General features: G+C 58.7%; 26 protein-coding genes and 1 riboswitch. Of the genes, 8 read left to right on the forward strand and 18 right to left on the reverse strand.

Annotated elements, in window-relative coordinates:
* Positions 1 to 30 precede the first annotated feature (30 nt).
* The gene (locus GTU76_RS09460; protein WP_180698498.1) at positions 31 to 1,380 is read right to left on the reverse strand and encodes a cobyrinic acid a,c-diamide synthase CobB; all 1,350 of its coding nucleotides are present in this window, start codon (positions 1,378 to 1,380) and stop codon (positions 31 to 33) included.
* On the reverse strand, positions 1,377 to 1,988 hold the full coding sequence (cobO, locus tag GTU76_RS09465; protein WP_003223053.1) for a cob(I)yrinic acid a,c-diamide adenosyltransferase: 612 nt from the start codon (positions 1,986 to 1,988) through the stop codon (positions 1,377 to 1,379). The genes GTU76_RS09460 and cobO overlap by 4 nt, the downstream gene beginning before the upstream one ends.
* Positions 1,989 to 2,069: 81 nt before the next feature.
* A riboswitch (cobalamin riboswitch) is annotated at positions 2,070 to 2,300 on the reverse strand.
* Between the two features lie 163 nt (positions 2,301 to 2,463).
* Between cobO and GTU76_RS09470 the strand changes: the two genes are divergently transcribed.
* Together GTU76_RS09470 and GTU76_RS09475 are read left to right on the forward strand one after the other, a co-directional pair.
* The gene (locus tag GTU76_RS09470) at positions 2,464 to 3,048 is read left to right on the forward strand and encodes a hypothetical protein (RefSeq protein WP_077571724.1); all 585 of its coding nucleotides are present in this window, start codon (positions 2,464 to 2,466) and stop codon (positions 3,046 to 3,048) included.
* Between the two features lie 66 nt (positions 3,049 to 3,114).
* A complete protein-coding gene (locus GTU76_RS09475) occupies positions 3,115 to 4,428 on the forward strand; it encodes a PQQ-dependent sugar dehydrogenase (protein WP_175554965.1) in 1,314 nt (437 codons plus the stop codon).
* 134 nt (positions 4,429 to 4,562) lie between these two features.
* On the opposite strand, the gene GTU76_RS09480 is transcribed toward GTU76_RS09475, so the two are convergent.
* The 5 genes from GTU76_RS09480 to GTU76_RS09500 form a co-directional block, all read right to left on the reverse strand.
* Positions 4,563 to 5,099 carry a C40 family peptidase gene (locus tag GTU76_RS09480; RefSeq protein ID WP_016987857.1) on the reverse strand — a complete coding sequence of 179 codons (537 nt, stop codon included), beginning with the start codon at positions 5,097 to 5,099 and terminating at the stop codon, positions 4,563 to 4,565.
* A 218-nt stretch (positions 5,100 to 5,317) separates the two neighbouring features.
* Entirely contained in the window at positions 5,318 to 5,935 is a 618-nt protein-coding gene (locus tag GTU76_RS09485; protein ID WP_007919826.1) for a C40 family peptidase, read from the reverse strand.
* A gap of 214 nt (positions 5,936 to 6,149) precedes the next feature.
* Positions 6,150 to 6,854 (reverse strand): DnaA regulatory inactivator Hda, encoded by a 705-nt coding sequence (hda, locus tag GTU76_RS09490; RefSeq protein ID WP_007919828.1) that lies wholly within the window; start codon positions 6,852 to 6,854, stop codon positions 6,150 to 6,152.
* 205 nt (positions 6,855 to 7,059) lie between these two features.
* The gene (locus GTU76_RS09495; RefSeq protein ID WP_016987858.1) at positions 7,060 to 8,133 is read right to left on the reverse strand and encodes an AI-2E family transporter; all 1,074 of its coding nucleotides are present in this window, start codon (positions 8,131 to 8,133) and stop codon (positions 7,060 to 7,062) included.
* 34 nt (positions 8,134 to 8,167) lie between these two features.
* Positions 8,168 to 9,226 carry a DUF2066 domain-containing protein gene (locus tag GTU76_RS09500; protein ID WP_016987859.1) on the reverse strand — a complete coding sequence of 353 codons (1,059 nt, stop codon included), beginning with the start codon at positions 9,224 to 9,226 and terminating at the stop codon, positions 8,168 to 8,170.
* A gap of 373 nt (positions 9,227 to 9,599) precedes the next feature.
* On the opposite strand from GTU76_RS09500, the gene purM reads away from it, so the two are divergent.
* The 3 genes from purM to GTU76_RS09515 are packed head-to-tail and all read left to right on the forward strand — an operon-like array spanning position 9,600 to position 12,030.
* Positions 9,600 to 10,658, forward strand: coding sequence for a phosphoribosylformylglycinamidine cyclo-ligase (gene purM, locus GTU76_RS09505; protein WP_016987861.1), 1,059 nt, complete (start codon positions 9,600 to 9,602; stop codon positions 10,656 to 10,658).
* On the forward strand, positions 10,658 to 11,308 hold the full coding sequence (gene purN / locus GTU76_RS09510) for a phosphoribosylglycinamide formyltransferase (protein WP_016987862.1): 651 nt from the start codon (positions 10,658 to 10,660) through the stop codon (positions 11,306 to 11,308). The genes purM and purN overlap by 1 nt, the downstream gene beginning before the upstream one ends.
* 8 nt (positions 11,309 to 11,316) lie before the next feature.
* Positions 11,317 to 12,030, forward strand: a complete 714-nt coding sequence (locus tag GTU76_RS09515) for a DUF3108 domain-containing protein (protein WP_016987863.1) — start codon at positions 11,317 to 11,319, stop codon at positions 12,028 to 12,030.
* Between the two features lie 404 nt (positions 12,031 to 12,434).
* Here the strand turns inward: GTU76_RS09515 and GTU76_RS09520 are convergent, their stop codons facing one another.
* Both GTU76_RS09520 and GTU76_RS09525 read right to left on the reverse strand, forming a co-directional pair.
* On the reverse strand, positions 12,435 to 14,060 hold the full coding sequence (locus GTU76_RS09520; RefSeq protein WP_016986399.1) for a methyl-accepting chemotaxis protein: 1,626 nt from the start codon (positions 14,058 to 14,060) through the stop codon (positions 12,435 to 12,437).
* A 130-nt stretch (positions 14,061 to 14,190) separates the two neighbouring features.
* Positions 14,191 to 15,246: an amidohydrolase family protein gene (locus GTU76_RS09525; RefSeq protein WP_180698499.1), complete on the reverse strand. Its 1,056-nt coding sequence runs from the start codon at positions 15,244 to 15,246 to the stop codon at positions 14,191 to 14,193.
* Between the two features lie 128 nt (positions 15,247 to 15,374).
* On the opposite strand from GTU76_RS09525, the gene GTU76_RS09530 reads away from it, so the two are divergent.
* Positions 15,375 to 15,791, forward strand: a complete 417-nt coding sequence (locus tag GTU76_RS09530) for an OsmC family protein (RefSeq protein ID WP_095119948.1) — start codon at positions 15,375 to 15,377, stop codon at positions 15,789 to 15,791.
* A gap of 61 nt (positions 15,792 to 15,852) precedes the next feature.
* Positions 15,853 to 16,719, forward strand: coding sequence for a pirin family protein (locus GTU76_RS09535; protein ID WP_180698500.1), 867 nt, complete (start codon positions 15,853 to 15,855; stop codon positions 16,717 to 16,719).
* Positions 16,720 to 16,915: 196 nt separating this feature from the next.
* Here the strand turns inward: GTU76_RS09535 and GTU76_RS09540 are convergent, their stop codons facing one another.
* From GTU76_RS09540 to GTU76_RS09555, 4 genes are all read right to left on the reverse strand, one after another.
* Positions 16,916 to 17,644, reverse strand: coding sequence for a dienelactone hydrolase family protein (locus tag GTU76_RS09540; protein ID WP_175554969.1), 729 nt, complete (start codon positions 17,642 to 17,644; stop codon positions 16,916 to 16,918).
* 68 nt (positions 17,645 to 17,712) lie between these two features.
* Entirely contained in the window at positions 17,713 to 19,617 is a 1,905-nt protein-coding gene (htpG, locus tag GTU76_RS09545; RefSeq protein ID WP_026000821.1) for a molecular chaperone HtpG, read from the reverse strand.
* An 82-nt stretch (positions 19,618 to 19,699) separates the two neighbouring features.
* Positions 19,700 to 20,152, reverse strand: a complete 453-nt coding sequence (locus GTU76_RS09550) for a PaaI family thioesterase (protein ID WP_180698501.1) — start codon at positions 20,150 to 20,152, stop codon at positions 19,700 to 19,702.
* The gene (locus GTU76_RS09555) at positions 20,149 to 20,625 is read right to left on the reverse strand and encodes a PaaI family thioesterase (RefSeq protein WP_180698502.1); all 477 of its coding nucleotides are present in this window, start codon (positions 20,623 to 20,625) and stop codon (positions 20,149 to 20,151) included. The genes GTU76_RS09550 and GTU76_RS09555 overlap by 4 nt, the downstream gene beginning before the upstream one ends.
* Positions 20,626 to 20,783: 158 nt before the next feature.
* On the opposite strand from GTU76_RS09555, the gene GTU76_RS09560 reads away from it, so the two are divergent.
* On the forward strand, positions 20,784 to 21,020 hold the full coding sequence (locus GTU76_RS09560; protein ID WP_007919867.1) for a hypothetical protein: 237 nt from the start codon (positions 20,784 to 20,786) through the stop codon (positions 21,018 to 21,020).
* A gap of 78 nt (positions 21,021 to 21,098) precedes the next feature.
* On the opposite strand, the gene GTU76_RS09565 is transcribed toward GTU76_RS09560, so the two are convergent.
* From GTU76_RS09565 to sucC, 5 genes are all read right to left on the reverse strand, one after another.
* Positions 21,099 to 21,500: an MAPEG family protein gene (locus tag GTU76_RS09565; protein ID WP_007919869.1), complete on the reverse strand. Its 402-nt coding sequence runs from the start codon at positions 21,498 to 21,500 to the stop codon at positions 21,099 to 21,101.
* A complete protein-coding gene (locus tag GTU76_RS09570) occupies positions 21,500 to 22,237 on the reverse strand; it encodes a DUF599 domain-containing protein (RefSeq protein ID WP_016987869.1) in 738 nt (245 codons plus the stop codon). The genes GTU76_RS09565 and GTU76_RS09570 overlap by 1 nt, the downstream gene beginning before the upstream one ends.
* A gap of 259 nt (positions 22,238 to 22,496) precedes the next feature.
* Positions 22,497 to 23,810 carry a branched-chain amino acid transport system II carrier protein gene (brnQ, locus tag GTU76_RS09575; RefSeq protein WP_016987868.1) on the reverse strand — a complete coding sequence of 438 codons (1,314 nt, stop codon included), beginning with the start codon at positions 23,808 to 23,810 and terminating at the stop codon, positions 22,497 to 22,499.
* A gap of 319 nt (positions 23,811 to 24,129) precedes the next feature.
* Positions 24,130 to 25,011: a succinate--CoA ligase subunit alpha gene (gene sucD / locus GTU76_RS09580; protein WP_008082972.1), complete on the reverse strand. Its 882-nt coding sequence runs from the start codon at positions 25,009 to 25,011 to the stop codon at positions 24,130 to 24,132.
* Complete coding sequence (sucC, locus tag GTU76_RS09585; RefSeq protein ID WP_007919879.1) at positions 25,011 to 26,177, reverse strand: ADP-forming succinate--CoA ligase subunit beta; 1,167 nt, start codon at positions 26,175 to 26,177, stop codon at positions 25,011 to 25,013. Before sucC ends, sucD begins: the two co-directional genes overlap by 1 nt.
* Positions 26,178 to 26,232 lie beyond the last annotated feature (55 nt).

Here is a 26,232-nt window from a genome sequence, read left to right on the forward strand (position 1 = left end):
GCTCGCTCCCACATTGGACGGGGGGCTTGCTCAAGAAACACGATCCCCTGTGGGAGCGAGCTTGCTCGCGAAGGCGGCCTCACGGTCTGGCACAAACAATGCGGCAATCGCAGTCGGATTCGACGGGAAATAGAAGTGCACATAAGAAGCCGTCATCCGCCCATCCCGATAAACCGCCTCGGCACCGCGCCCGCCATTCGGGCTCAAGCCACGGGCAATCGGCGTCAGCTCGGTGGTGGTCAGCGAATGATGATAAGTGTGCCCGCGCAACGAGCCTTCCGGCAGATCCACAGCTTGCAGCGCCAGTGCCGCCAGACGCTTTTGCATCACCGCGTCGCCCTTGAGCAACCCGACCAGTTCAGCACGCGTACCTTCAACATCGGTCAGCGAGTCGAGCAAATAAAGCATCCCGCCACATTCAGCGAGCAACGGTTTCCCCGCCGCATGATGCGCACGGATCGCCTCAACCATCGCGGTGTTTTGCGACAACGCAACGTGATGCAGTTCCGGATAACCACCGGGCAGATACAAGCTGTCCGCTTCAGGTAATTGCGTATCGCGAATCGGCGAGAAGAAACTCAGCTCGGCGCCCATCGCGCGCAACAGATCGAGACTCGCGCCATAGGTGAAGGCAAACGCCTCATCACGCGCAACGGCAATGCGCACACCCTTCAGCAGCGGCTCGACAGCGATGACGTCAGGCGCGGCGAACTCCACGGCCGGTGGCAGCGCTACCTCGCAACTGCTGGCCAGTGCGTCGGCAGCGGCGTCGAGACGCACATCCAGGTCATTCAGTTCGCTGGCCTGCACCAGACCGAGATGGCGGCTCGGCAGTTCGATGCCAGTCTCGCGGGACAACGCGCCGTACCAACGCAGACCTTCCGTGAGACTGCCTTCGAGCAATTGCGCATGGCGCAAGGTGCCGACACGATTGGCCAACACGCCGGCAAATGGCAAATCCGGTTGATACTTCGCCAGGCCCAGCGCCAGCGCACCAAAGGTCTGCGCCATCGCCGTGCCGTCGATCACACCGAGCACCGGCACACCGAAGTGCCGCGCCAGATCGGCGCTGGACGGTGTGCCGTCGAACAGGCCCATCACGCCTTCGATCAGAATCAGATCCGCCTCGGCAGCGGCTTCCCACAACAGGCGACGACTTTCCTGCTCGCCGACCATCCACATGTCCAGTTGATACACCGGCGCACCGCTGGCGCGCTCGAGAATCATCGGGTCGAGAAAGTCCGGACCGCATTTGAACACGCGCACCTTGCGCCCCTGATTGCGATGCAAACGGGCGAGCGCGGCGGTGACGGTGGTCTTGCCCTGACCGGAGGCCGGCGCGGCGATAAGTACCGCCGGGCAGTGACGTGGTTGATTCAAAGTTCGACGCCTTTCTGCGCTTTGATCCCGGCCTGGAAGGCGTGTTTGAGCATGCCCATTTCGGTGACCGTGTCGCCCATCTCGATCATTTCCGGCTTGGCCGCACGACCGGTGACGATCACATGCTGCATCGGCGGACGCGCCTGTAGATCGCTGAGCACCTGATCGAGATCGAGGTAGCCGTGCTTGAGGGCGATGTTGAGTTCGTCGAGCACCACCAGACCGATCGACGGATCGCGCAGCAGCTCACGGGAAACCGCCCACGCGGCTTCGGCAGCGGCGATGTCGCGCTGACGATCCTGGGTTTCCCAGGTGAAACCTTCGCCCATCACGTGGAAACGCACCTGCTCTGGGAAGCGGCGGAAGAACAACTCCTCACCGGTGCTGTTACGGCCCTTGATGAACTGCACCACACCGCACTGCATGCCGTGGCCCATGGCGCGGGCGAGCATGCCGAAGGCCGAGCTGCTTTTACCTTTGCCGTTGCCGGTCAGCACCAGCACCAGGCCGCACTCATCGGGCGAGTTGGCGATGCGTTCATCGATCACGGCTTTTTTGCGCTGCATACGCGCCAGGTGGCGTTCGTCGCGCTCGGGGGAATCAGTCATGGGGGAGCTCTCCGTTGGGGCTGGATAACGGCGGGCAGGCACAAGAATAGACGGCAAAAAGCCTGGCATCGCCCACCGTGATGCCGCTGGATGGATCAGGCCGGTCTCCGGGCTCATGAGCGGCGTTTCGCCTGACTGCGCGCCTTCCCGCTTCTGTCGAGGCAGTGGCTCAAGGCGCAGTTTTCACTCATTTACCGTTGCGGGGGCAGCGCCGGGATCGTGGTGGTTCTTCGTGCGAAGACAACCCTCACCGGCTTCCCTGTTTCACTCTGTCGACGGGGGTCACAGAGCACCTGAAACAAGCGGCGAAGGTTAGAGGGTTGGGGGTGGAGCGTCAATTAAAGAGGCGGCCATCGGGCGAATAACTGCCGCCGATCAATTATCTGACGCCAATCTTGTGCCACACTGATACAAATGATATCAAAGAGCCATGCTTTTTCCGAAAAGCCCACCACAACAATAAAGGATGATGACGATGCAAGGCATGATCATCAGCAACCCGCGCCTGGAATTTCTGCGCCCGGTGCTTGAACGCTGGTTTGACTGTATCGACCGCTACAACGCCGTGCGCGGCGACAGCGACACCCCGTACTGGCATGACGAGAAAGCCAATCTCGGATTGCTCTCGGCGGCGGCCTGGATGGCCGAGCTGGTCACTTTGAATGACACTGCCACGCGCAAACAGAATGAAGAAGGCGAGCGCAACGCTCGCGCCGACCTTTTTCTCGCCGGTGCCGAAGACCGCGCCTTTATCCAGGCCACTCAGCGCTGGCCAAAGGTCACCAACCTGAATCTGACTCAAGCTCTGCTGGACATCACCAACGACGCCAAGCGCATCAGTTATGCCAGCGACCTCAAGCTCGGCTGCCTGTTTGTCGCGCCGCAAAAAGCCCAGCACAGCGCCAGCCCCGAAGAGCTGCAAGACATGGTCGACGACCTGCAAAAGGAACACACCTGCGCGGTCGCCTGGTATTTCCCCTACGCCTACCGCAAATTGCGCAGCGAAGCCGGCAACTATCACCCGGGCATTGCCGTGCTGTTCAAGGAAGCCCGCGGCTGAGCAGTTGAACCATCGGGCTTGCGCCCTCCTCTATGATTAGGAATGCATTCATAGGGAAGATCAGCAATGCGCAAGCCCCAGCTCGTTTTTGTCATCGCCTTCGCCGGAGGACTCGCCGCCTGCGGTGAAACCTCCAGCCTGCAAGTCTCCGACGGCACCGGCCCGTCACCGAAATTGCCTGAACCAAACAAGACCCTGATTCCGACGGTGAACATCGCCCCGGCGATCGGCTGGCCCGCGGGCGGCAAACCGACCGCAGCGGCCGGTACTCAGGTGGCAGCCTTCGCTGAAGGCCTCGATCATCCGCGCTGGCTCTATGTGCTACCCAATGGCGATGTGCTGGTGGCGGAAACCAACGCCCCGCCGAAGCCTGATGACAGCAGCGGCATTCGTGGCTGGGTCATGAAGAAAGTCATGGGTAAGGCCGGCGCCGGCGTGCCGAGCCCGAACCGCATCACCCTGCTGCGTGACGCCGATCATGATGGCGTCGCGGAAACACGCACGGTGTTTCTGCAGAACCTCAACTCGCCGTTCGGCATGACCCTGGTCGGCAATGATCTGTACGTCGCCGATACCGATCGCCTGCTGCGCTTTAACTACGAACCGGGCGCGACCGAGATCAAATCGCAGCCAATCAAGGTAGTCGATCTGCCGGGCGGCACGCTGAATCACCACTGGACCAAAAACGTCATTGCCAGCAAGGACGGCAGCAAGCTGTACGTCACTGTCGGATCGAACAGCAACGTCGGCGAAAATGGTCTGGATAAAGAAGAAGGCCGCGCAGCGATCTGGGAAGTCGATCGGGCGACCGGCAATCACCGCATCTTCGCCTCGGGCATCCGCAACCCCAATGGCCTGGCCTGGGAACCCACCAGTGGGGCGCTGTGGACAGCCGTCAACGAGCGTGACGAGATCGGCAGTGATCTGGTGCCGGACTACATCACTTCAGTGAAGGACGGTGGTTTCTATGGCTGGCCGTTCAGTTACTACGGTCAGCATGTCGATGTCCGCGTTACGCCGCAAAACCCCGATCTGGTGGCCAAAGCCATCGCCCCGGATTACGCGATCGGGCCGCACACTGCCTCGTTGGGCCTGAGTTTTGCCGACGGCAACAAATTGCCAGCGCAGTTCAAGGAAGGCGCATTCATCGGTCAGCACGGCTCGTGGAACCGCAAGCCGCACAGTGGCTACAAGGTGATTTTCGTGCCGTTTACCGGTGGCAAGCCAAGCGGCAAACCGGTGGATGTCCTGACCGGGTTCCTCGACAAGGACGAGAATGCTTTGGGTCGGCCGGTGGGCGTGGTGATCGACCAGCAAGGTGGCTTGCTGGTAGCGGATGATGTTGGCAACAAGGTGTGGCGAGTGTCGGCCAGCAAATAGTTTTCGCCATGCACAAACAACTGTAGGAGTGAGCCTGCTCGCGATAGCGGTCGATCATTCAACATTGATGTTGAATGTGACACCGTCATCGCGAGCAGGCTCACTCCTAGACATTAGATTTTGGGCAACTTGAATTACGGGTTATGCGCCAGATGCTCCGGCTGCAGCACCCGCTTGGCACTCAGATAAGCCTTCTGCCAATACGCCTTCGACAGGCTGTCCAGCTTCACCGTGCCGCCCGTGGCTGGCGCGTGCACAAAGCGCCCTTCGCCGACGTAAATCCCCGCGTGACTGACCTGCGAACCGCCATTGGTGGCGAAGAAGATCAGGTCGCCAGTCTGCAAGCCTTCCTTGCCGACGTTCGGCGCCTGCATGACGATCATTTCGCGCGTGGAACGTGGCAACGAAATACCCGCCGCATCGCGGTAGACAAAACCGATCAGGCCACTGCAATCAAACCCCGAATCCGGCGTGTTACCGCCCCAGCGATAAGGCGTGCCGACCAGGCCAAGCGCGCGAAACAGCACGTCTTCAGCAGCCGGTGAAAAAGCTTGGGAGGGGCCGAATACGACCGGGGCGCGAACCACCGGCGCAGGTGGCGGCGTGCGACTGGCGCAGGCGCTGAGCAGCGCTATGCAGAGCATCAATGTGAGGCGGGCCGACATCGTCATAAGCAGAACATCCTGATCTGGCTGCGGCTTTTTCTGCCGATGGACAGAAAACAAAACCGCCTGCGTGAGCACGCAGGCGGTTTGCCATCAATATAGATACAGGATTCTAGCGGCTACGCGGCAAACTTCAAGTAAGACTTTAACTTCACCTTGTAAAGTCTAGGTCTACTCCGTTGCCGGGAGCCTGATTGTCGCCGCGAACGCAGCGACAACGGGGATTACTTGCGAGCGGTAACGACCGTCGGAGCGTTGGCCAATGCGCGTTTCGCTTCGATGAAAGTCTTGCTCCAGTAGCTGTCACCCAGGCTGTCGATGCGAACACCGCCGCTGCGACGACTGCTGGAGTGGATGAACTGGTTGTCACCCAGGTAGATCCCGGCGTGGCTGACACGACCGCGACGACCATTGGTGGCGAAAAACAGCAGATCGCCCGGCTCAAGGTTGCTGCGCGAGACCAGCGGAGCATCAACGTTGATCATTTCGCGGGTCGAGCGTGGCAGGTTCATGCCGGCTTCTTCGCGGAACAGGTAGCCGATGAAACCGCTGCAATCGAAGCCGGCTTCAGAGGTACCGCCAAAACGGTAACGGGTACCGATCAGGGACATGCCGCGCTCAAGGATGCTGTCGGCCAGAACAGGAAGCTGATAAGGCTTCTTGCCATTGAATTCGTTGAGTTCTTTTTCGGTGTCCAGTTCTTCCTGGTAAATAACGGAAGACTGGGCCGTGGCAGAATTTTTAACCTGTTGAGGCTGCTCTTGAACTGGAGAATGAGCAGCGCAACCGTACAACAGGGTGACGAGTGCGAGAGGCACGAGGGGTGCGAAGCGCTTTAGCATGGGCACGACCGTGGCTGATAGTTGTAAAGAAGCCGAGACTATGCCCGCTATCAACCTCATTTGCAAATTCAATCGATCTTTTTGTGACTTCTCGGTTTCTCGTTTACATCTAAGCGCTTAAGCCCATTTGAACCGATACGCGGCCTGCACACCGTGCAGGAAAGCGGATTTTGTGGCGCCTGAAATATGCCGAGACACGCTGAAAGCCGCGCCGTTACCAGCCTAGCGTTTCTTTCAGGAAGGGGATGGTCAGCTTGCGTTGAGCCTGCAACGAGGCCTGATCGAGCTGTTCAAGCAAGTCAAACAACGCACTCATGCTGCGGGTGCCGCGAGTCAAAATAAAATGCCCGACTTCATCGGTCAGGTGCAGACCGCGACGCGATGCGCGCAATTGCAGCGCGCGCAATTTGTCTTCATCGGAGAGCGGACGCATCTGGAAAATCAGCGCCAGGGTCAGGCGCGATTTCAAGTCAGCCAGTTTGACCGGCAGTTCACGCGGAGAGGTCGAGGCGGCGATCAGCAAGCGCCGACCACTGTCACGCAGACGGTTGAACAGATGAAACATCGCCTCTTCCCAGTCAGCCTTGCCGGCGATCACCTGCAAGTCATCCAGGCAAACCAGTTCGTACTGTTCAAGGTTATCGAGGATTTCAACGCCGCGATCCATCAATTCGGCCAACGGCAAGTACACCGCCGGCTCCCCCATCTGCTCGAATCGCAGACACGCCGCCTGCAACAGATGCGTACGCCCTACGCCGTGTTTGCCCCACAGGTAGATCAGGCTTTCTGTCCAGCCGGCGTCGGCTTCGCATAGACGCTCGACATAGCCGAGTGCAGCGGCATTGGCGCCTGGGTAGTAGTTGATGAAGGTGGCGTCGTCACGCAGACGCACACCTAGGGGCAGCTGAATCGGTTTCATGCTGACTGAACAGTTCTCAAGGAACCGTTAGTGGCCTCTGTGTAAAGTTTGCGAAGTTTATACCCGTGAAGCTGAGCGCACAATGCGACAGAGTCCAAGCAAAATCAAAGGTTTGCGTTAATACGCTGGTTTTATGACAGATTCTTTGGCGCCAGCGCCTGCAGGACACGGGCCAACCGGCGATTCGCCGGGTTGGCCCGCACCATTACAACTGCGGATCGTCAACGCCACTATAGATGTCGGAATCCTTGTACAAGTCGTGCACATGGCGCACCAGCACCATGATCACCGCCGCCACCGGCAATGCCAGCAGCACACCGGTGAAACCGAACAGCTCACCGCCAGCCAGAATCGCGAAGATCACCGCCACCGGATGCAGACCGATGCGGTCGCCGACTAGCAACGGCGTCAGCACCATGCCTTCCAGCGCCTGACCGACCATGAACACCGCGACGATCCCGACCATCGGGTACAGATCGCCACCGAACTGGAACAACCCGGCAATCAGTGCCGCGCCAATACCGATCACGAAGCCCATGTACGGCACGATCGCCGCCAGACCCGCGATCAGACCGATCAACAGCCCCAGCTCCAGCCCGACAATCATCAGGCCTGCCGCGTAGATCACGCCCAGCGCCAGCATCACCAGCAACTGACCGCGAACGAATGCGCCCAACACCTCATGACATTCGCCGGCCAGCGCGACCACACGTTCTTCGCGATCACGCGGCAGCAGGCTGCGGATCTTGGCCATCATCACGTCCCAGTCGCGCAGCAGGTAGAAACTTACTACCGGGATCAGCACCAGATTGGCCAGCCAGCCGATCAGCGCCAGACTCGAAGCGGTCGCCTGACTCAGCACCACACTGACAATGTCGGTGGTCTGGCCCATGTGTTCGCTGATCGCCGCTTTGACCTTGTCGAACTTCCAGAAACCGTCCGAAAGCCCCAGCTTGGCCTGTGCCCACGGCAACGCCGTGTGTTGCAACCAGTCGAGCATTTGCGGCGCCAACTCGTACAGACGCAGCAACTGCTTAGCGAGCATCGGCACCAGCACCAGCAGCAGCGCGGTGACGATCAAGGTGAACAGAGCAAACACCGCGATCACGCCCCAAGTACGCGACAAACCGAGCCGCTCCAGGCGATCCACCAGCGGATCGAACAGATAAGCCAGCAGCAGCGCCACCAGAAACGGCGTGAGGATCGGGTGCAGCAACCAGACAAATGCGCAAAGCAGGACTACCCCACCGAGCCAGAACCAACGCCGCGTATCGGCCATGTACCACTCCTGTTGCTTCTATATAAGGAAAGACTTACCAGCGAAACCGCAACGATGGTGCTGCCGGTGTCGGGGCCGGAGCCGCGACCGGGGCTGCACCTGCAACCGCAGGCTGTGGCGCTGAAACCTGCGCCGGCGCCTCGGCCGGCAGTTCCTGCAACTTCGCCAGCGACAACTGCGCACGCATCTGATCGGCACTGCCATTGACCCGATAGACGATGCGATCGCCGTCAACACTTTGCAGACGCACGCCAAACGGTTCGAGTAACCGCAACAGCGCCGCGTAATGCTCCAGATTCATACCTTGCACTTCCAGAGTCTGCTGCCCCGAAGCGCCGGGCTTGGCCACAAAACGTGGCGCCAGGCGCTCAGCCACCGCCAGCATCACCGCGTCCGCGACAGCGGCCTGATCGGCGCCCTGCACACTGCCCGCCTCTTTCTGATCGCCCAGCCACAAGTGCCACTTGGCCTGCCACTGCCCGCCTTCTTCGCGGGCATGCACCGCCAGCAAGGCGTCAGCGTTGTAGCGTTCGGAGGCACCGCGCAACGGTGCCGGATCGGTGCCTTCCAGCGCTGGCGCCGTGGCTACCAGTTGCTCACTCAGGTCTGCCAACGGCAAACGCAATGGCAAGCCGCGATGCTGCGCAGCTGTACGCAACGGCGCAGCAGCGGCCTGACCGTCGCCAACCAGACTCGAACCCTCAGCCGAGTCGTTCAGCCACCAACTCAGGATCGACGGGCGACTGGCGCCCCACACCGACAATCCGGCGCGTCGCAGCGCCTGCTCGGTGGTCGCCGGATCGAAATCGACCTTCAGCACCTCCGGGGGGCCAGCATCAAAACCGAACTGACTGATGATCTGCTGCGGATCCTTGCGAATCGCCGCCAGCCCCGGATTCTGCGGAGCCTTCGGATCGCCGGTCAAACGCAGCACCAAGGTATCCAACGCTGCTTGGGTGGCGCGATCACGCTCCTCCGGTGCCTGGCCGTTGACCGGCTCACGCACTTGATAAAGGCCTTTGAGGTTTTCGGCGTGACTCGCCAGGCTGATCAGAGACAAACAACCCACAAACAACAATTTACAAAAACGCATGGAAAATTCCCGTCGACAGGAGCGGCTGGAACAGGCCGCGTGAATCGGTTGAGCAAGGCTGTGACAATCTGCCAGCACCAAACATTCACACGACAGCGGTAAGTTTTTGCACAGTGATAACGATAGACGGTTAATCGCCCCACCTTATACAGGCGTTCATTCGCCTCAATTGCAAAAAATTTCCGTGGATATGGCCCTGCCCGTCGGTGCGAGGATGGCCGCTGCCCCTCAAGCCTGATAAAATCGCGCGCCTTCGCAGACCGGCAACAGCCGGGCACCTCGAAACTCGCGTGAGGCCATCGCCCCGTCGATTTCGAAGTTCCCGCTGAACTCGGTCGTTACCCCTGAATCCCCTCCCCTAAAGGCCTGGATCATGAGCAAGCAACCCTCCCTGAGCTACAAGGACGCCGGTGTAGACATCGACGCCGGTGAAGCATTGGTCGAACGCATCAAGAGCGTCGCCAAGCGCACTGCGCGCCCGGAAGTCATGGGCGGCCTGGGCGGTTTCGGCGCCCTCTGCGAAATCCCGGCCGGCTACAAGCAGCCAGTGCTGGTTTCCGGCACCGACGGCGTCGGCACCAAGCTGCGTCTGGCGCTGAACCTGAACAAGCACGACAGCATCGGCATCGACCTGGTTGCCATGTGCGTGAACGACCTCGTGGTGTGCGGCGCAGAGCCACTGTTCTTCCTCGACTACTACGCCACCGGCAAACTGAACGTCGAGACCGCGACCCAAGTCGTGACCGGCATCGGCGCTGGCTGCGAACTGTCGGGTTGCTCGCTGGTTGGCGGCGAAACCGCTGAAATGCCTGGCATGTACGAAGGCGAAGACTACGACCTGGCCGGTTTCTGCGTCGGCGTCGTGGAAAAGTCGGAGATCATCGACGGCTCGAAAGTCGCCACCGGTGACGCGCTGATCGCGCTGCCATCGTCCGGCCCGCACTCCAACGGCTACTCGCTGATCCGCAAGATCATCGAAGTCTCCGGTGCCGACATCGAAAACATCCAGCTCGACGGCAAACCGCTGACCGACCTGCTGATGGCCCCGACCCGCATCTACGTGAAGCCGCTGCTCAAGCTGATCAAAGACACCGGCGCCGTCAAAGCCATGGCCCACATCACCGGTGGCGGCCTGCTCGACAACATCCCGCGCGTTCTGCCAAAAGGCGCTCAGGCGGTGGTTGACGTGGCTAGCTGGACTCGCCCGGCCGTATTCGATTGGCTGCAAGAGAAAGGCAACGTTGACGAGACCGAGATGCACCGCGTGCTGAACTGCGGCGTCGGCATGGTCATCTGCGTGGCTCAGGAGCACGTTGAAGTGGCGCTGAACACCCTGCGTGACGCCGGCGAACAGCCTTGGGTGATCGGTCAGATCGCTGCTGCTGCCGAAGGCGCAGCTCAGGTTGATCTGCAGAACCTTAAGGCTCATTAATGTCCGCAACCTGTGATGTCGTGGTGCTGTTGTCCGGCACCGGCAGTAACTTGCAGGCTCTGATCGACAGCACGCGGGCCGGCGACAACCCGGTCCGCATCGCTGCAGTGATTTCCAATCGCGCCGACGCCTACGGCCTGCAACGCGCCAGTGATGCGGGTATCGCCACCCGCTCGCTGGATCACAAGGCATTCGAAGGTCGCGAGGCCTTCGATGCTGCTCTGATCGAACTGATCGACGAATTCAATCCGAAACTCGTGGTACTGGCCGGCTTCATGCGCATTCTCAGCGCTGACTTCGTTCGCCACTACCAGGGTCGCCTGCTCAACATCCACCCGTCGCTGCTACCCAAATACAAAGGGTTACACACTCATCAGCGCGCGCTGGAGGCCGGCGACACTGAGCATGGCTGCTCCGTGCACTTCGTCACCGAGGAACTCGATGGCGGACCACTGGTCGTACAAGCAGTATTACCGGTAGAGTTGCACGACACGCCGCAGAGTCTTGCGCAGCGAGTCCACGTTCAGGAACACCTGATCTACCCGATGGCAGTACGCTGGTTTGCCGAAGGCAGGCTGGCACTCGGTGAACACGGTGCTTTACTGGATGGCCAGTTACTCGCGGCCAGCGGCCACTTGATTCGACACTAGGAGATATTATGCGTCGCGCCCTGCTCTTCGCTTGCGCTCTGCTCGCCCTGCCCTTCGCGCAGGCAGCCGAACTTCAACCGTTCTCCGCCAGCTACACCGCCGACTGGAAGCAACTGCCCATGAGTGGCACCGCCGAGCGCAGTCTGGTCAAGGAAGCCAACGGCGTCTGGAAGCTCAGCTTCAAGGCCTCGATGATGATCGCCAGCCTGACGGAAGAAAGCACCCTGACCCTGGACAAGGACATCCTGCTGCCGCAGTCCTACCACTTTGAACGTGGTGGCCTGGGCAAAGCGAAAAAGGCTGATCTGGATTTCGACTGGAACAGCAAAATGGTCACCGGCACCGACCGTGGCGACGCGGTGAAAATCCCGCTGAACCGTGGCATGGTCGACAAGTCCACCTATCAGTTGGCACTGCAACATGACGTCGCTGCCGGCAAGAAGACCATGAGCTATCAAGTGGTCGATGATGGTGAAGTCGATACCTATGACTTCCGCGTACTGGGTTCGGAAAAAGTCGAGACCAAGGCTGGCAAGATCGATGCGATCAAGGTCGAGCGCGTGCGCGACCCGACGCAAAGCAAGCGCACCACCGTGCTGTGGTTCGCCAAGGACTGGGATTACTTGCTGGTTCGCCTGCAACAAGTCGAAACTGACGGCAAGGAGTACAACATCATGCTCCAGGACGGCACGGTCAACGGTAAAACCGTTAAAGGCAGCTGATCCGCCGCAAGAACAAAGAGCCCCGCGAAATGCGGGGCTTTTTTTGTCTGCGCTTTAGCCCGATTTTATGTGTCACCTTCACCCCTCACCCCAGCCCTCTCCCGAAGGAGAGGGAGCCGACCGAGATGTCTGGCGCGATGCATCGACCTGTAAGATCGAGTCAATTATGGATTCTCCAAAGCAAGATCAGGTCGGTGTAACTCGCCAATCTCCCACGGTCAGTCCCCTTTCCCAATGGGAGAAGGAGCCGACCGAGATGTCTGGCGCCATACATCGACCTAAAAATCGAGTCGATTATGGATTCACCAAAGCAACATCAGGTCGGTGTAACTCGCCAATCTCCCACGGTCAGTCCCCTCTCCCTCCGGGAGAGGGCTAGGGTGAGGGGCTTTTGAAGGCAAAACTCAAACCGAGAATTTGGCCACCATGCTGTTCAAATCCACCGCCAACCGCGACAACTCCTGACTCGCCGCACTGGTCTGATTGGCTCCCGCCGAGGTCTGCATCGCCAGATCACGAATATTCATCAGATTGCGATCCACCTCCCGAGCCACCGCTGCCTGCTCCTCCGAGGCACTGGCGATCACCAGGTTGCGCTCGTTGATCAGCGTGAATGCCGAGGCGATCTCTTCCAGTGCAGTCCCGGCCGCCTTGGCCAACTCCAGCGTCGAACGCGCCCGCACATTACTCTGCTGCATCGAACTGACCGCCGAATCGGTACCCTGCTGAATCCCGCCGATCATCTGCTCGATTTCCTGGGTCGACTGCTGCGTGCGATGCGCCAATGCCCGCACCTCATCTGCCACCACTGCAAACCCGCGCCCGGCATCACCGGCGCGCGCGGCCTCAATCGCAGCATTCAAAGCAAGCAGATTGGTCTGCTCGGCAATCGAACGAATCACATCCAGCACTTTGCTGATGCTGTAGACCTTCTGCGCCAGATCTTCCACCTGACTCGCATTGGCCGTCACATCATCGGCAAGCGATTCGATAGACAACACCGTTTGATGCACCTGCTCGCGGCCATGCTGGGCTATGCGATCGGATTCACGAGAAGCCTCGGAGGTAGCCACCGCATTGCTCGCCACCTCCTCCACCGCAGCCGTCATCTGATTGACCGCCGTGGCCGCCTGTTCGATCTCCAGGCTCTGCTGATGCAACCCGCGCGTAGCGTCTTCCGTGACGCAACTCAGCTCCTCCGACGCCGAGGCCAACTGGCTGGAGGACTCGGAGATTTGCCGAATCGTGTCGCGCAGGTTGTGTTGCATGCTCTTGAGCGCCTGCAGCAGTCGCGCCGGCTCGTCCTTGCCGCTGATGCTGATATCGCCGGTCAGATCACCACCGGCCACCACCTCGGCGACACCCAGCGATTGCGCCAGCGGCAGCACGATGCTGCGCGTCAGTAGCAGGGCCAGACCGATGGTGATCAGCGCAGTAACGCCGATCATCACCCCAACCCACACTCGCGAATTGATAAACACCAACCGCGCGGCTTCAGTGGCGAGATTGGCATTGTGTTTATTCAGCTCAACCAGTTCGCGTAAAAGCACTGCGATTTCATCGGCCAAAGGACTCATCTGCCCGTTGAGAATGGTCGCGGCCTCCTCGACCCGATTCTGTGCAGAGAGCTGCATGACCTGCGCCTGAAACTCCAGATACTGGTGCTCGGCGACCTTGAAACGGTCGAACAGCTTGCGCTCTTCAGGCAACACAATCAGCACGTCATAACGCTGCTGGGCTTCACTGAGTACATCGCGCAATTCATTGAGTTTGGCAACATTCTGTTCGAGCGCCTGCGGATCGCGATTGAGCAACAGGCGCATGGTCAGCGCACGCAGGCGCAGCATGTCCTGACTCATCTCACCGACCGCCATGACACTCGGCAGCCAATTGTTATCGACCTCGTCAGACTGGGCGCGCATGTTCGACATTTGCAGCAAGGCGAACGCGCCAAGGGCAAACACCATCAACGCCAACACGCCAAAACCGAGGCCGGCGCGCGGGGCGATATTGAGACTACGGATACTCATTGCTCTGGTTCCTTCCAAAAGCGCTGCATCAACCCTGCAGCTGGTTGCTTTAGAAGGTATCGGCCCGGCGAAAAAATGCGTAAGACCAAAATGTGATATCAAAAGGCCTTAATACTTCGAACCGAAGGCATTAACGATTCAGCGCGGTTTTGCCGGACTTGAACACCGTTCGCGGCAAGATAGCCAGGAAGTTATCTCTTGCGACCTTCTGCGCAATATTCTCCGGCAGCGCATCAAGGAAAGGCTTGAAGCTGTGCATTTCCTGACCGAGCTTATTGAAACGCCCTACTACGTCGGAGCCGAGCATGAAGCGTTCAGGGTATTTTTCCACCAGCGCCAGCCACTCAGGACGCGGTTTGCCCTGCTCATCCAGCAGATACGGCGTGAGCATGCTCCAGGACAGGTCGATAAACAGGTTGGGATACGCCTCAAGCATGCGCGTCAGCGTGGGCAGCAAGAAACTCAGTTGCGTCTGATGTCGATGGATTTCAGCGCTGGTGCCGGCGTGAGCCCAAATGAATCGCGTGTGTGGGTGATTACGCAGCGGCTCTTCGATTTCCTTCAGGTACAGCGGATTTTTCTCACGCTTGGAGGTGATGTTGGAATGCAGCATCACCGGCAGATCGTTCTCGGCGGCCAGATGATAGATCTTGGTCATGGCTTCGTTGTTGGCGCGCGGCGTATCGCCGGACGTCAGCGCCGTGAGGTCATCATGACGAGTGAACACCTCGCCAATGCCCTGCCACAGCCCCGGATACAGATCGAGCATGCGCTGGATGTGCGCGGCTGAATTCTTGTCGTTCGGGTTGAAGCCCGAGAGGAACGGATGAAAGTACGGGCGCTGCTCGGGTGACAGCTTCTGCACAGCATCGGCAACGATCACGTCGGTCGCACTGTACCAATAGGCATCGGCGTCATCGCCCGCGTAATAGCGCGGACGCTTGGGTTCGTCCTCATGCCATTTCTTCGCCACCGGAATCCCGGAAATCATCACATGCTCGACGGAACCGTCCTTCATGGCCGTCAGCAATTTCGCCATGCCCGCGCTTTCCTGGAAAAAATCCACGTAATGCAGGTGTGCATCGCTGTAGGTGTATTCGCGGGCGCTGACATTGCCGGCAAGCAGCAGAAGGCAGACAAGACTCAAACGATACAGGGACACAAGTAATCTCCAGGAAGTAGGCATAGCCTAGACCCCGCCCTGACGACAAGGGTTCATCCCGCAGGAAAGTGGAACGCGTACCGGTGGGAATGCTCTATAACTGCAAGGTCTTTTTTGATCGAACGACTTTTCCTACTGCCAGTGAGGTTCCCATGACCGTTACCGTCAATACCGTCTCCGCTGAAGGTTTCCGCCACACCGTACAGATTGATGATCACGAACTGTTTGCCGACGTGCCGAAAACCGCCGGCGGCGAAGGCTCCGCACCTGAGCCACACGACTACTTCGACGCCGCCCTTGGTGCCTGCAAAGCACTGACTTTGAAGATGTACGCGAAAAAGAAAGACATCCCGCTGACCGGCGTTGGTGTCGACGTCAAACGTGACAACAGCGAAGAGCAAAAGGGTAAATACGTCTTGCACGTCACCCTTACTCTCAAAGGCGTCCTGACCGATGCCCAGCGCGAGGAATTGCTGCGCGTCGCTGACCGTTGCCCGATTCACAAGCTGATGACCACCACTGACGTGACCATCGAAACCCATGCACCGCAGGGCTTCGACAGCCAGTAATCCTCCTCATGCCAGCGGCGGGTTATGCTTCTGGCATCACCCGCTCAGCTTGGAATGCACCATGGACACGCAACCTCTGATCATCCGCCCGCGCGCCGAAGACGTCGAAGGCCAGCCGATTCTGCGCCCCTTGCCGTCAGCCAAATGCCGCAGCGTCGGGCCTTTCGTGTTTTTTGATCACATGCTCGAGACGGTTTATCCGACGGGCAAGGGCATGAATCTCCGACAGCACCCGCACATCGGTCTGTCGACCCTCACGTATTTGTTTGAAGGGCAGCTCCAGCACAAGGACAGCCTTGGCTCCGATCAGGTGGTCGGCGCTGGCGACGTCAGCTGGATGACTGCCGGCAGCGCGATTGCGCACGTTGAGCGCACGCCAGAGCCGCTGTGGGAGCAAAGCTTCACCATGCACGGTTTGCAAATCTGGCTGGCCTCGCCCAAGGAGCACGAGCAAGGTCCTGGGCATTACAGCCATCACCCGGCGGCGACCTTGCCGGTCAGCGATAACCTCGGCGTGCAGATTCGCATGATTGCCGGGTCAGGCTTTTGCCTGGAATCGCCGGTCCCGGTGCTTTCTCCTACGTTGTATGCGGAAGTGAAGATGCAAACGGCGACCACTTTGCTGATTCCGACCGAGCATGAAGAGCGGGCGGTTTATGTGCTGAGTGGGGATGCGCAGCTGAATGGCGAGGCGATTGAGCCGCATGCGTTGGTGTTGTTACCGGCCGGGGAAGAAATGAGCCTGTTTGCCGAAAGTGATGTGCACGCGGTGGTGTTCGGCGGCGCGCCGTTGGACGGGCCTCGGCGGATCAACTGGAATTTTGTTGCAAGCGATCCGGCGGCGATTGATGAGGCACGGCGCAAATGGGCGGCCGGGGACTGGCCGACTGTGCCGGGGGAAGTTGAGCGGATTGAATTACCTCGTTAAGCCTTTACCCTCACCCCAGCCCTCTCCCGGAGGGAGAGGGAGCCGACCGAGGTGTCTGGCGTCATACATCGACCTGAAAAGTCTTGGTGATTATGGATTCACCCCGGGCACTTTCAGGTCGGCGTAATCCCTGAGCATCCCCCAATCAGTCCCCTCTCCCTCTGGGAGAGGGTTAGGGTGAGGGGCTCTTCGCTTTTCAGCCCTTGAACACTTCATCCAGCAAATCATGCATCGACTTGAACGCGCGCTTCGCCGTCTTCGCGTCGTACATCATCTTGCCCGGCACATTGGCATGCGGATCAGTAAACGAGTGCACCGCACCGCCGTAGCTCAACAACTGCCAATCCACGTTCGCCGCGTTCATCTCGTCTTCAAACGCCGGCAACTGCTCCTTCGGCACCAACGGGTCGGAAGCACCATGCAACACCAACACCGAGCCCTTGATGTTCTGCGCATCCGCCGGGTTCGGCGAATCCAGCGTACCGTGGAACGACACCGCCGCCTTCACCGGCGCCCCCGTGCGAGCCAGATCCAGCGCACAGCAACCACCAAAGCAGAAACCGAACACCGCCAGTTTCGACGTATCAACCGCCGCTTCGCCTTGCTTCTGCAGTTGATCGAACGCCGCCTGCATACGCTTGCGCAGCAACGCACGGTCATCCTTCAACGGCATCATTGCCGCGCCAGCCTGGTCAGCATTCTGCGGACGTACAGCTTGACCGTAGACGTCAGCGATCAACACCACGTAGCCCTCGGCCGCGACCGACTTGGCGATCTCTTCAGCGCCAGCGCTGACACCCATCCAGTTCGGCGCCATCAACAAACCCGGCAGCGCCCCCTTGTGCTCGGCGTCGAACGCCAGACGACCCTCATAAGGCTGGCCGTCAATCTGATAGACCACGGAACGTACAGTGACTTGGCTCATTTCTGACTCCAGATTGGTTAAACACCAGAATGAAAAAACCCGCCGAAGCGGGTTTTTCTACGACTTGGTTAAACCGACAGTTCAACCAGCAGCTTGTTCAGACGGCGCACATACGCGGCCGGATCTTTCAAGCTGTCGCCAGCAGCCAGGGCTGCCTGATCGAAGAGAATGTGCGACAGATCGCCAAAACGCTCTTCGCTCTGCTCGCCATCGAGTTTCTCGATCAGCGGGTGGCTCGGGTTGAATTCGAAGATCGGCTTGGAATCCGGAACCTTCTGCCCGCTGGCTTCGAGGATCTGGCGCATTTGCAGACCCAAGTCCTGCTCGCCGATGGCCAGAATCGCCGGCGAATCGGTCAGACGATGCGATACGCGAACTTCAGCCACGGAATCGCCCAGCGCGGTTTTCAGACGCTCAACCAGACCTTCTTTGGACTTGGCGACTTCTTCCGCGGCTTTCTTGTCCTCTTCCGAGTCCAGGTTGCCCAGATCGAGGTCACCACGTGCCACGTCGACAAAGGTCTTGCCGTCGAACTCGCTGAGGTAGCTCATCAGCCACTCGTCGATACGGTCGGTCAGCAGCAGCACTTCGATGCCTTTCTTGCGGAAGACTTCCAGGTGCGGGCTGTTCTTGACCTGCGCGTAGGTTTCGCCGGTGAGGTAGTAGATCTTGTCCTGACCTTCCTTGGCGCGCGCCAGGTAGTCGGCCAGACCGACGATCTGCTCGCCGTCGTCGCCATTGGTCGATGCGAAACGCAGCAGACCGGCAATTTTTTCTTTGTTGGCGAAGTCTTCAGCCGGGCCTTCTTTCATGACCTGACCGAAATTCTTCCAGAAGCCTTTGTATTGCTCAGGCTCGTTTTTCGCCAGTTTTTCCAGCATGTCGAGCACGCGTTTGGTCAGCGCGGTCTTCATCGAATCGATGATCGGGTCTTTCTGCAGGATCTCGCGCGACACGTTCAGCGACAGGTCGTTGGAGTCGACCACGCCTTTGATGAAGCGCAGGTACAGCGGCAGGAACGACTCGGCCTGATCCATCACGAACACACGCTGCACGTAAAGCTTCAGGCCCTTCGGCGCTTCACGCTGGTACAGGTCGAACGGTGCGCGGGCCGGCACGTATAGCAGCGAGCTGTATTCGAGCTTGCCTTCGACTTTGTTGTGGCTCCAGGCCAGCGGGTTTTCAAAGTCGTGAGCGATGTGTTTGTAGAACTCCTGGTATTCCTCGTCCTTCACTTCAGTGCGAGGGCGAGTCCACAGGGCGCTGGCGCGGTTGACGGTTTCCCATTCAACGGCAGGAGCCTCTTCGCCTTCGGCAGCAGCCGCTTCTTTCGGCAACTCGATCGGCAGCGCGATGTGGTCGGAGTACTTCTTGATGATGTTGCGCAGACGCCAGCCATCAGCAAACTCGTCTTCCGCGGCTTTCAGGTGCAGAACGATGCGGGTGCCGCGTTCCGGTTTTTCGATGGTGGCGACTTCGAACTCGCCCTCGCCTTTCGACGACCAGTGCACGCCTTCGCTGGCCGGAGTGCCGGCGCGGCGGGAGTACACATCAACCTGGTCGGCAACGATGAAGGCAGAGTAGAAGCCGACACCGAACTGGCCGATCAGGTGTGAATCCTTTTTCTGATCGCCCGAAAGATTCTTCATGAAATCCGCGGTGCCGGATTTGGCGATGGTCCCCAGGTGGGTGATCACATCGTCACGGTTCATGCCGATACCGTTGTCTTCGAGGGTGACGGTTTTGGCGTCCTTGTCGAAGCTCACACGGATTTTCAGATCAGCGCCACCCTCGAGCAACTCTGGCTTGGCCAGGGCTTCGAAGCGCAGCTTGTCGACAGCGTCAGAGGCGTTCGAGATCAATTCGCGAAGGAAGATTTCCTTGTTGGAATACAGCGAATGGATCATGAGGTGCAGCAGCTGCTTTACCTCGGTCTGGAAGCCCAGGGTTTCCTTTTGAGTTTCCACACTCATGGTCATCAAACTCCAATCAGATGGCAGTGGCCGCGACCCGAAATGGTCGGCGGCGGGTTGTCTTGTGAGTTTGGGGCGCTGTTCAGGATTTCAAGGGCTCATCGATTTTGAAGTGCGCACGAGCGGTGGCAATCGGTTCGCCTTCGGTACTTTGCCAGGCAGTGATCGCGACGTTGGCGACGCGGCGGCCCTGGCGGCAGACCTGACACTTGGCCCAGGTATCGCGGAATTGCCCGGCGCGCAGGTAATCGAGGGAAAAATCGATAATCTTCGGCACACCGGGCGCACCGGTGAAAATCAACAGATGCAGGGCGGCGCCCAGTTCCATGAATCCGGCGATCACCCCGCCATGGATCGCCGGCAATAAAGGGTTACCAATGTTGTCCTTGTTCGCCGGCAGCTTGAACAGCAGGTCATCACCGACTCGCGAGCATTCAATGCCGATCAGCCCGGCGTAGGGAATCAACTGCAACAGCGGCGCGTAGTCGCCCTGAGCGTGAGCCTGCTGCAACTGCTGCTTCAGGTCGTCACTCATTGCCCTTCTCCTTTGATTACGCCGCCAAAGCCTTTGGTGCCTTTGAGGCCCTTGCCCATGCGCATGAACGTACCGACCACATGGGCGATGGGCTGCTCGGGGTCATCTTGGTAAGCGAAGCCACGGGCAAAGATCACATCGGTGGTTACGCGGTAGCACTGGGCGAATCCGTACACCGCTTTGTTCGGCTCGGCGGCGTGCATGTAATCGATGCGCAGGTCGAGGGTCGGGCAGACCTCGAACTCCGGCAGCACGCACAACGTCGACATGCCACAGGCGGTGTCCATCAACGCCGTAATCGCGCCGCCATGGATCACGCCGGTTTCCGGGTTACCGACTATTTGCGGGCTGTACGGCAAGATTACGGTGAGCCCTTCACTTGAGGCGCTATGCACCTGCAAACCCAGTACCTGACAGTGACGCAACGCCGATAAAAATCGCGTTGCACGCTCAAAAACGCTGTTCTCGGCCATTTGATAATTACTCTCGTTAGAGCCTTTTGCCAGTAGCAAGCAAAACAGCAAAAGTTCCGTGTAAAAACAAACTTATATATCTGAAAGAAATGAGGAACTTAACCTGTAGCGCCGAGTTCTTAAGGCCAGTAGTTATTTTCCATAAGGAGAAACACCCCATGCGTAAGACTTTTGCTATTGCCTTGATGTTGACCGCTTCCCTCGGTCTCGCTGCCTGCGATAAAAAATCCGAGGACAAAGCTCAAGATGCCAACCAACATGCTGAACAAGCTCAGCAAGACATGAACAAAGCTCAGGATAAAGTGAACGACGCTGCGAAAGAAAACGCCGAAGCTGCCAAAGCTCAGGCTGAATCGAACGCCGCTGCTCAAGAAGAAGCTGCCAAGAAGCAATAATTCGCTTTTTGCTGCAGAAAAAAGAAAACCCGCCAAGTGCGGGTTTTCTTTTGCCTGTCATTTAGCGCCAGGCTCTCCTTAGAGCAAGACAGTTCTAAAAGTCGGACTAATCATCAGTAACAGCGAGCACAGTACGCCAACTACCCAAACCAGGCTGCGCAGCTTGGGCTGGTCGGCCAGATAGAGCCACAAGTAGAGGATCCGCGCGATAACAAAAACGATTGCCAATGTATCGATCAGCCATCCTGCCGTTTGAGTGGTGTGCGCCATCAACACACCGACCGCAAACAACATGAACGCTTCAATCGTATTCTGATGCGCCGCCAGCGCTCGCGCGCCGTAACCGGTCAGTTGCGCTTGTTGCTGGCGCGGCAAGTGGTTGTTGTAACCGCCCTGTTCTTTCATCGCCTTGCCCACCGGCATACGCGCGATATAAATCAACAGCGCAGTGATAAACACACACCAGAACGGAATACTCATCAAGCGACCTCTTTGTTTGTTTCGGGAAGGGGGGCTTCTGTAGGGGTATAGACCATGACATCGAGAACGTCGGAATGAAACTCGCGGCGGTACAAGACCAATACCACACCGGCGCTCATCAGCATGAACAGCCACGGGCTGACGAACCACGCCAGCATGGTCATGCCGAAGTAGTAAGAGCGCAGCCCGAAGTTGAACTGGTTGGCCGCCATCGAAATCACCCGCGCCGCCCGCGCAGCGAACGCCTTGCGCTCCTGTTCGGAAACATGTCGCTCACCGATCATTGGCGCCGAGCCAACCAACACGGCCGCGAAGTTGTACTGACGCATGCACCAACTGAAGGTGAAGAAGGCATAGACGAACACCATCGCCAGACACAGCAACTTGATTTCCGACATGCCCTGCGACGCCTGCTGCACCATCGGGATGTCTGCCAGCAACGACACCGCCCGCTCGGATGCACCGAGCACGGTAAGAATACCGGCGAGGATGATCAGCGTGCTGGAAGCGAAGAAGGAGGCATTGCGTTCCAGATTGCCGATCACACTGGCATCGGCAATGCGGTTGTCGCGCAGCAGCATGCGGCGCATCCAGTCTTCACGGTACAAGTGCAGCACGCTGGCCAGGCACGCTGTATCGCGCCCCTTCCAGGAGGCATAACGGGTATAACCGCCCCAGCAGATGACAAACCAGATGGCGGCGAGCAAGTGAATCAGGTTGGCTTGGATGAACGACATGCAATTCCTTGTGAGATGCGGATGCTGTACCTGTAGGAGTGAGCCTGCTCGCGATAGCGGTGTGTCAGCCGTCATCAATGTTGCGCGATACGCCGCTTTCGCGAGCAGGCTCGCTCCCACATTGAGATTTCGGCAATCCTTCGACGTTAGCCTAGGGAAAAAGACACTGCCTGACGCACATAAAAAATGCCCCGTATCGATTGATACGGGGCATTTCTGTTTAAACGTTGAAGACCCGCTTTTGGCGGGTCAGACAACGTCAGGCAACGGCTTCGCTGCGCTTGCCCAGCAGGCGATCGCAAACCACCGCGACCACCAAGGTCATCACGCACGGCACCAGCCATGCCAGGCCCTGCTCGCTCAGCGGCAGGTGCGACAGTTGCGATGGCATCCAGCCGGCCAGACCAGCGCCTTTCAGCGCGTCGATGGTGCCGAACACGAACGACACCAGCATCACCGGGCCGAGAATCCGGCCGTGCTCATGCCAGAAGTCTTTGCAGAAGCTGAGCGCCACCAGCACGATGCACGGCGGATAGATCGCGGTCAGCACCGGGATCGAGAAAGCAATCAGCTTGGTCAGGCCCAGGTTGGACACCAGCAGCGAGAACGCCGCCAGAATGATCACCAGGGTCTTGTAGGACAGTGGCAACACACGGCTGAAGTATTCGGCACAGGCACAAGTCAGACCGACCGCCGTCACCAGACACGCCAGCGAGATCAGCACCGCGAGGAAACCGCTGCCCAGCGAACCGAAGGTGTGTTGCACATACGCATGCAATACCGCCGCGCCGTTGGTCGCGCCTGCTGCCACTTCGTGACTGCCGGAACCGAGGCGGAACAGGCTGACGTACACCAGCGCCAGACCGACACCGGCAATCAGGCCGGCGATGATCGCGTAACGGGTGATCAGCGCCGGCGACTCGACGCCACGGGAGCGGATCGCGTTAACGATGACGATGCCGAACACCAGTGCACCCAGGGTATCCATGGTCAGGTAACCATTGATGAACCCTTGAGAGAACGGTGCCGCCACGTATTCCGGCGTGCCGTGGCCGATGTCACCCGCAGGCAAGGCGAATGCAGCGATACCCAGCACTGCCAGCGCGATGATTTTCAACGGCGCGAGGAAGCGGCCAACAGTGTCCAGCAAACGCCCTGGGTAGAGCGAGATGAAGAACACCAGCAGGAAGTACACCGAACTGTAGAGGAACAGCGCCAGCGGGCTTTCGCCGGTCAGCGGCGCCAGACCCACTTCAAACGATACGGTCGCGGTACGCGGGGTGGCGAACAACGGGCCGACCGCCAGATAGCACGCCGCCGCCAGAATGCCGCCAGCGATCTTGCCGATCGGGCTGCTCAGCGCATCCATTGCCCCACCGACCTTGGCCAGTGCAACGACGGTGATCACCGGCAGACCGACCGCAGTGATCAGGAAGCCCAGCGCGGCCATCCAGACGTGAGGTCCGGCCTGCAAGCCAACGATCGGCGGGAAAATGATGTTTCCAGCCCCAACGAACAGGGCAAATGTCATAAAGCCAAGTGCCAGGATGTCCTGACCTTTCAAAACTTTCATTAAGGTAATACCACACTACTGAATCGGAATTTAGAGGGGGATTGCCCTGTGTAATTAGGGAAATGCTGTCGATCCGTATGGGACTGACCCTTAAAGCGCGTTGCATGCCTTGTGGGCGGCAGACGCAAAAATGGCTGCTAGCCTAACGAATTTGGCTTACAAACGCACTGTTAGAGGGCGAACTATCCGATACGCGACGTTTCCGTGTCGCGTTTTTGCATGTAATTGGGGGCAAGCCTATAAATCAGCGAATGCCAGAAACGACAAAGGCCACCCGAAGGTGGCCTTTGTTTGGTGAAGCGTCAGCTAAGCGCGAGGCTTACTTGACAGCCCAACCGGTCAGCTCGGCCAGGGCCTTGCCGATGTCTGCCAGCGAACGCACGGTTTTAACGCCTGCGTCTTGCAGCGCAGCGAATTTCTCGTCTGCAGTGCCTTTGCCGCCAGAGATGATTGCGCCAGCATGGCCCATGCGCTTGCCCGGAGGAGCAGTCACACCAGCGATGTAGGAAACAACCGGCTTGGTCACGTGTGCCTTGATGTAGGCAGCCGCTTCTTCTTCAGCCGAACCGCCGATCTCACCGATCATCACGATCGCTTCGGTCTTCGGGTCTTCCTGGAACAGCTTCAGGATGTCGATGAAGTTCGAACCCGGGATCGGGTCACCACCGATGCCGACGCAAGTCGACTGACCGAAACCGGCGTCAGTAGTCTGCTTCACAGCTTCGTAGGTCAGGGTGCCGGAACGCGAAACGATACCGACCTTGCCTGGCAAGTGAATGTGACCTGGCATGATGCCGATCTTGCACTCGCCCGGAGTGATAACGCCTGGGCAGTTAGGGCCGATCAGGACTACGCCCAGCTCGTCGCACTTAACTTTAGCGTCCAGCATGTCCAGGGTAGGAATGCCTTCGGTGATGCAAACGATCAGCTTGATGCCGCCGAATGCCGCTTCCAGGATCGAATCTTTGCAGAAAGGAGCCGGAACGTAGATAACGGAGGCGGTAGCGCCAGTGGCTTCTACTGCATCTTTGACGGTGTTGAACACTGGCAGACCCAGGTGCTCGGTGCCGCCTTTGCCAGGCGTTACGCCACCAACCATCTTGGTGCCGTATTCGATGGCTTGCTGGGTGTGGAAACTACCTTGCGAACCGGTAATACCCTGGCAGATAACTTTGGTGTCTTTATTGATCAGGACGCTCATTATTTGCCCTCCGCAGCTTTGACAACTTGTTGAGCAGCGTCGGTCAGGCTGGTAGCAGCGATGATGTTCAAACCGCTTTCTGCCAGTACTTTAGCGCCCAGCTCAGCGTTGTTGCCTTCAAGGCGAACAACAACCGGGATTTTCACGCCGACTTCTTTCACAGCGCCGATGATGCCTTCGGCAATCATGTCGCAGCGAACGATGCCGCCGAAGATGTTGACCAGTACTGCAGCGACGTTGGTGTCGGACAGAATGATCTTGAACGCTTCAGTTACGCGTTCTTTGGTAGCGCCACCACCTACGTCGAGGAAGTTTGCTGGCTTGCCGCCATGCAGGTTGACGATGTCCATGGTACCCATGGCCAGGCCAGCACCGTTGACCATGCAGCCGATGTTGCCTTCCAGTGCTACGTAGTTCAGTTCGAACTTGGCAGCGTGCGCTTCGCGCGGATCGTCTTGCGACGGATCGTGGAAAGTCTTCAGCTTAGGCTGACGGTACATGGCGTTGGCGTCGATGTTGATCTTGGCGTCCAGGCAGTGCAGATCGCCGTCAGCCTTGATCACCAGCGGGTTCACTTCCAGCAGAGCCAGGTCGTGATCCTTGAACAGCTTGGCCAGACCTACGAAGATCTTGGCGAACTGAGCAACCTGCTTGCCTTCCAGACCCAGCTGGAATGCCAGCTCGCGACCCTGGAATGGCTGAGCGCCAACCAGTGGATCGATAGTGGCCTTGAGAATTTTTTCTGGAGTGTCGTGAGCGATTTTCTCGATGTCCACGCCACCTTCGGTGGAAGCCATGAACACGATGCGACGGCTCGAACGGTCAACGACAGCGCCCAGGTACAGCTCTTTAGCGATATCAGTGCACGATTCAACCAGGATCTTGGTGACTGGCTGGCCATTGGCGTCAGTCTGGTAAGTCACCAGACGCTTGCCCAGCCACTGCTGTGCGAAGGCTTTGGCGTCTTCTTTGCTGCGAACCAGCTTGACGCCGCCCGCTTTACCGCGACCACCGGCGTGGACCTGGGCTTTGACAACCCACTCGCTGCCGCCGATTTTGTCGCAAGCTTCTGCTGCTGCTTCCGGGGTGTCTACTGCGTAACCAGTGGAAACTGGCAGGCCGTATTCAGCGAACAGCTGCTTACCCTGATACTCGTGAAGATTCATGCTTTTTACCGTCTTCGTTAGGTACTGCGCATTCGGCGCTGCGCTCGTTTGAGTG

It is taken from the genome of Pseudomonas crudilactis (genome assembly GCF_013433315.1).
GTDB classification, from domain to species: domain Bacteria; phylum Pseudomonadota; class Gammaproteobacteria; order Pseudomonadales; family Pseudomonadaceae; genus Aquipseudomonas; species Aquipseudomonas crudilactis.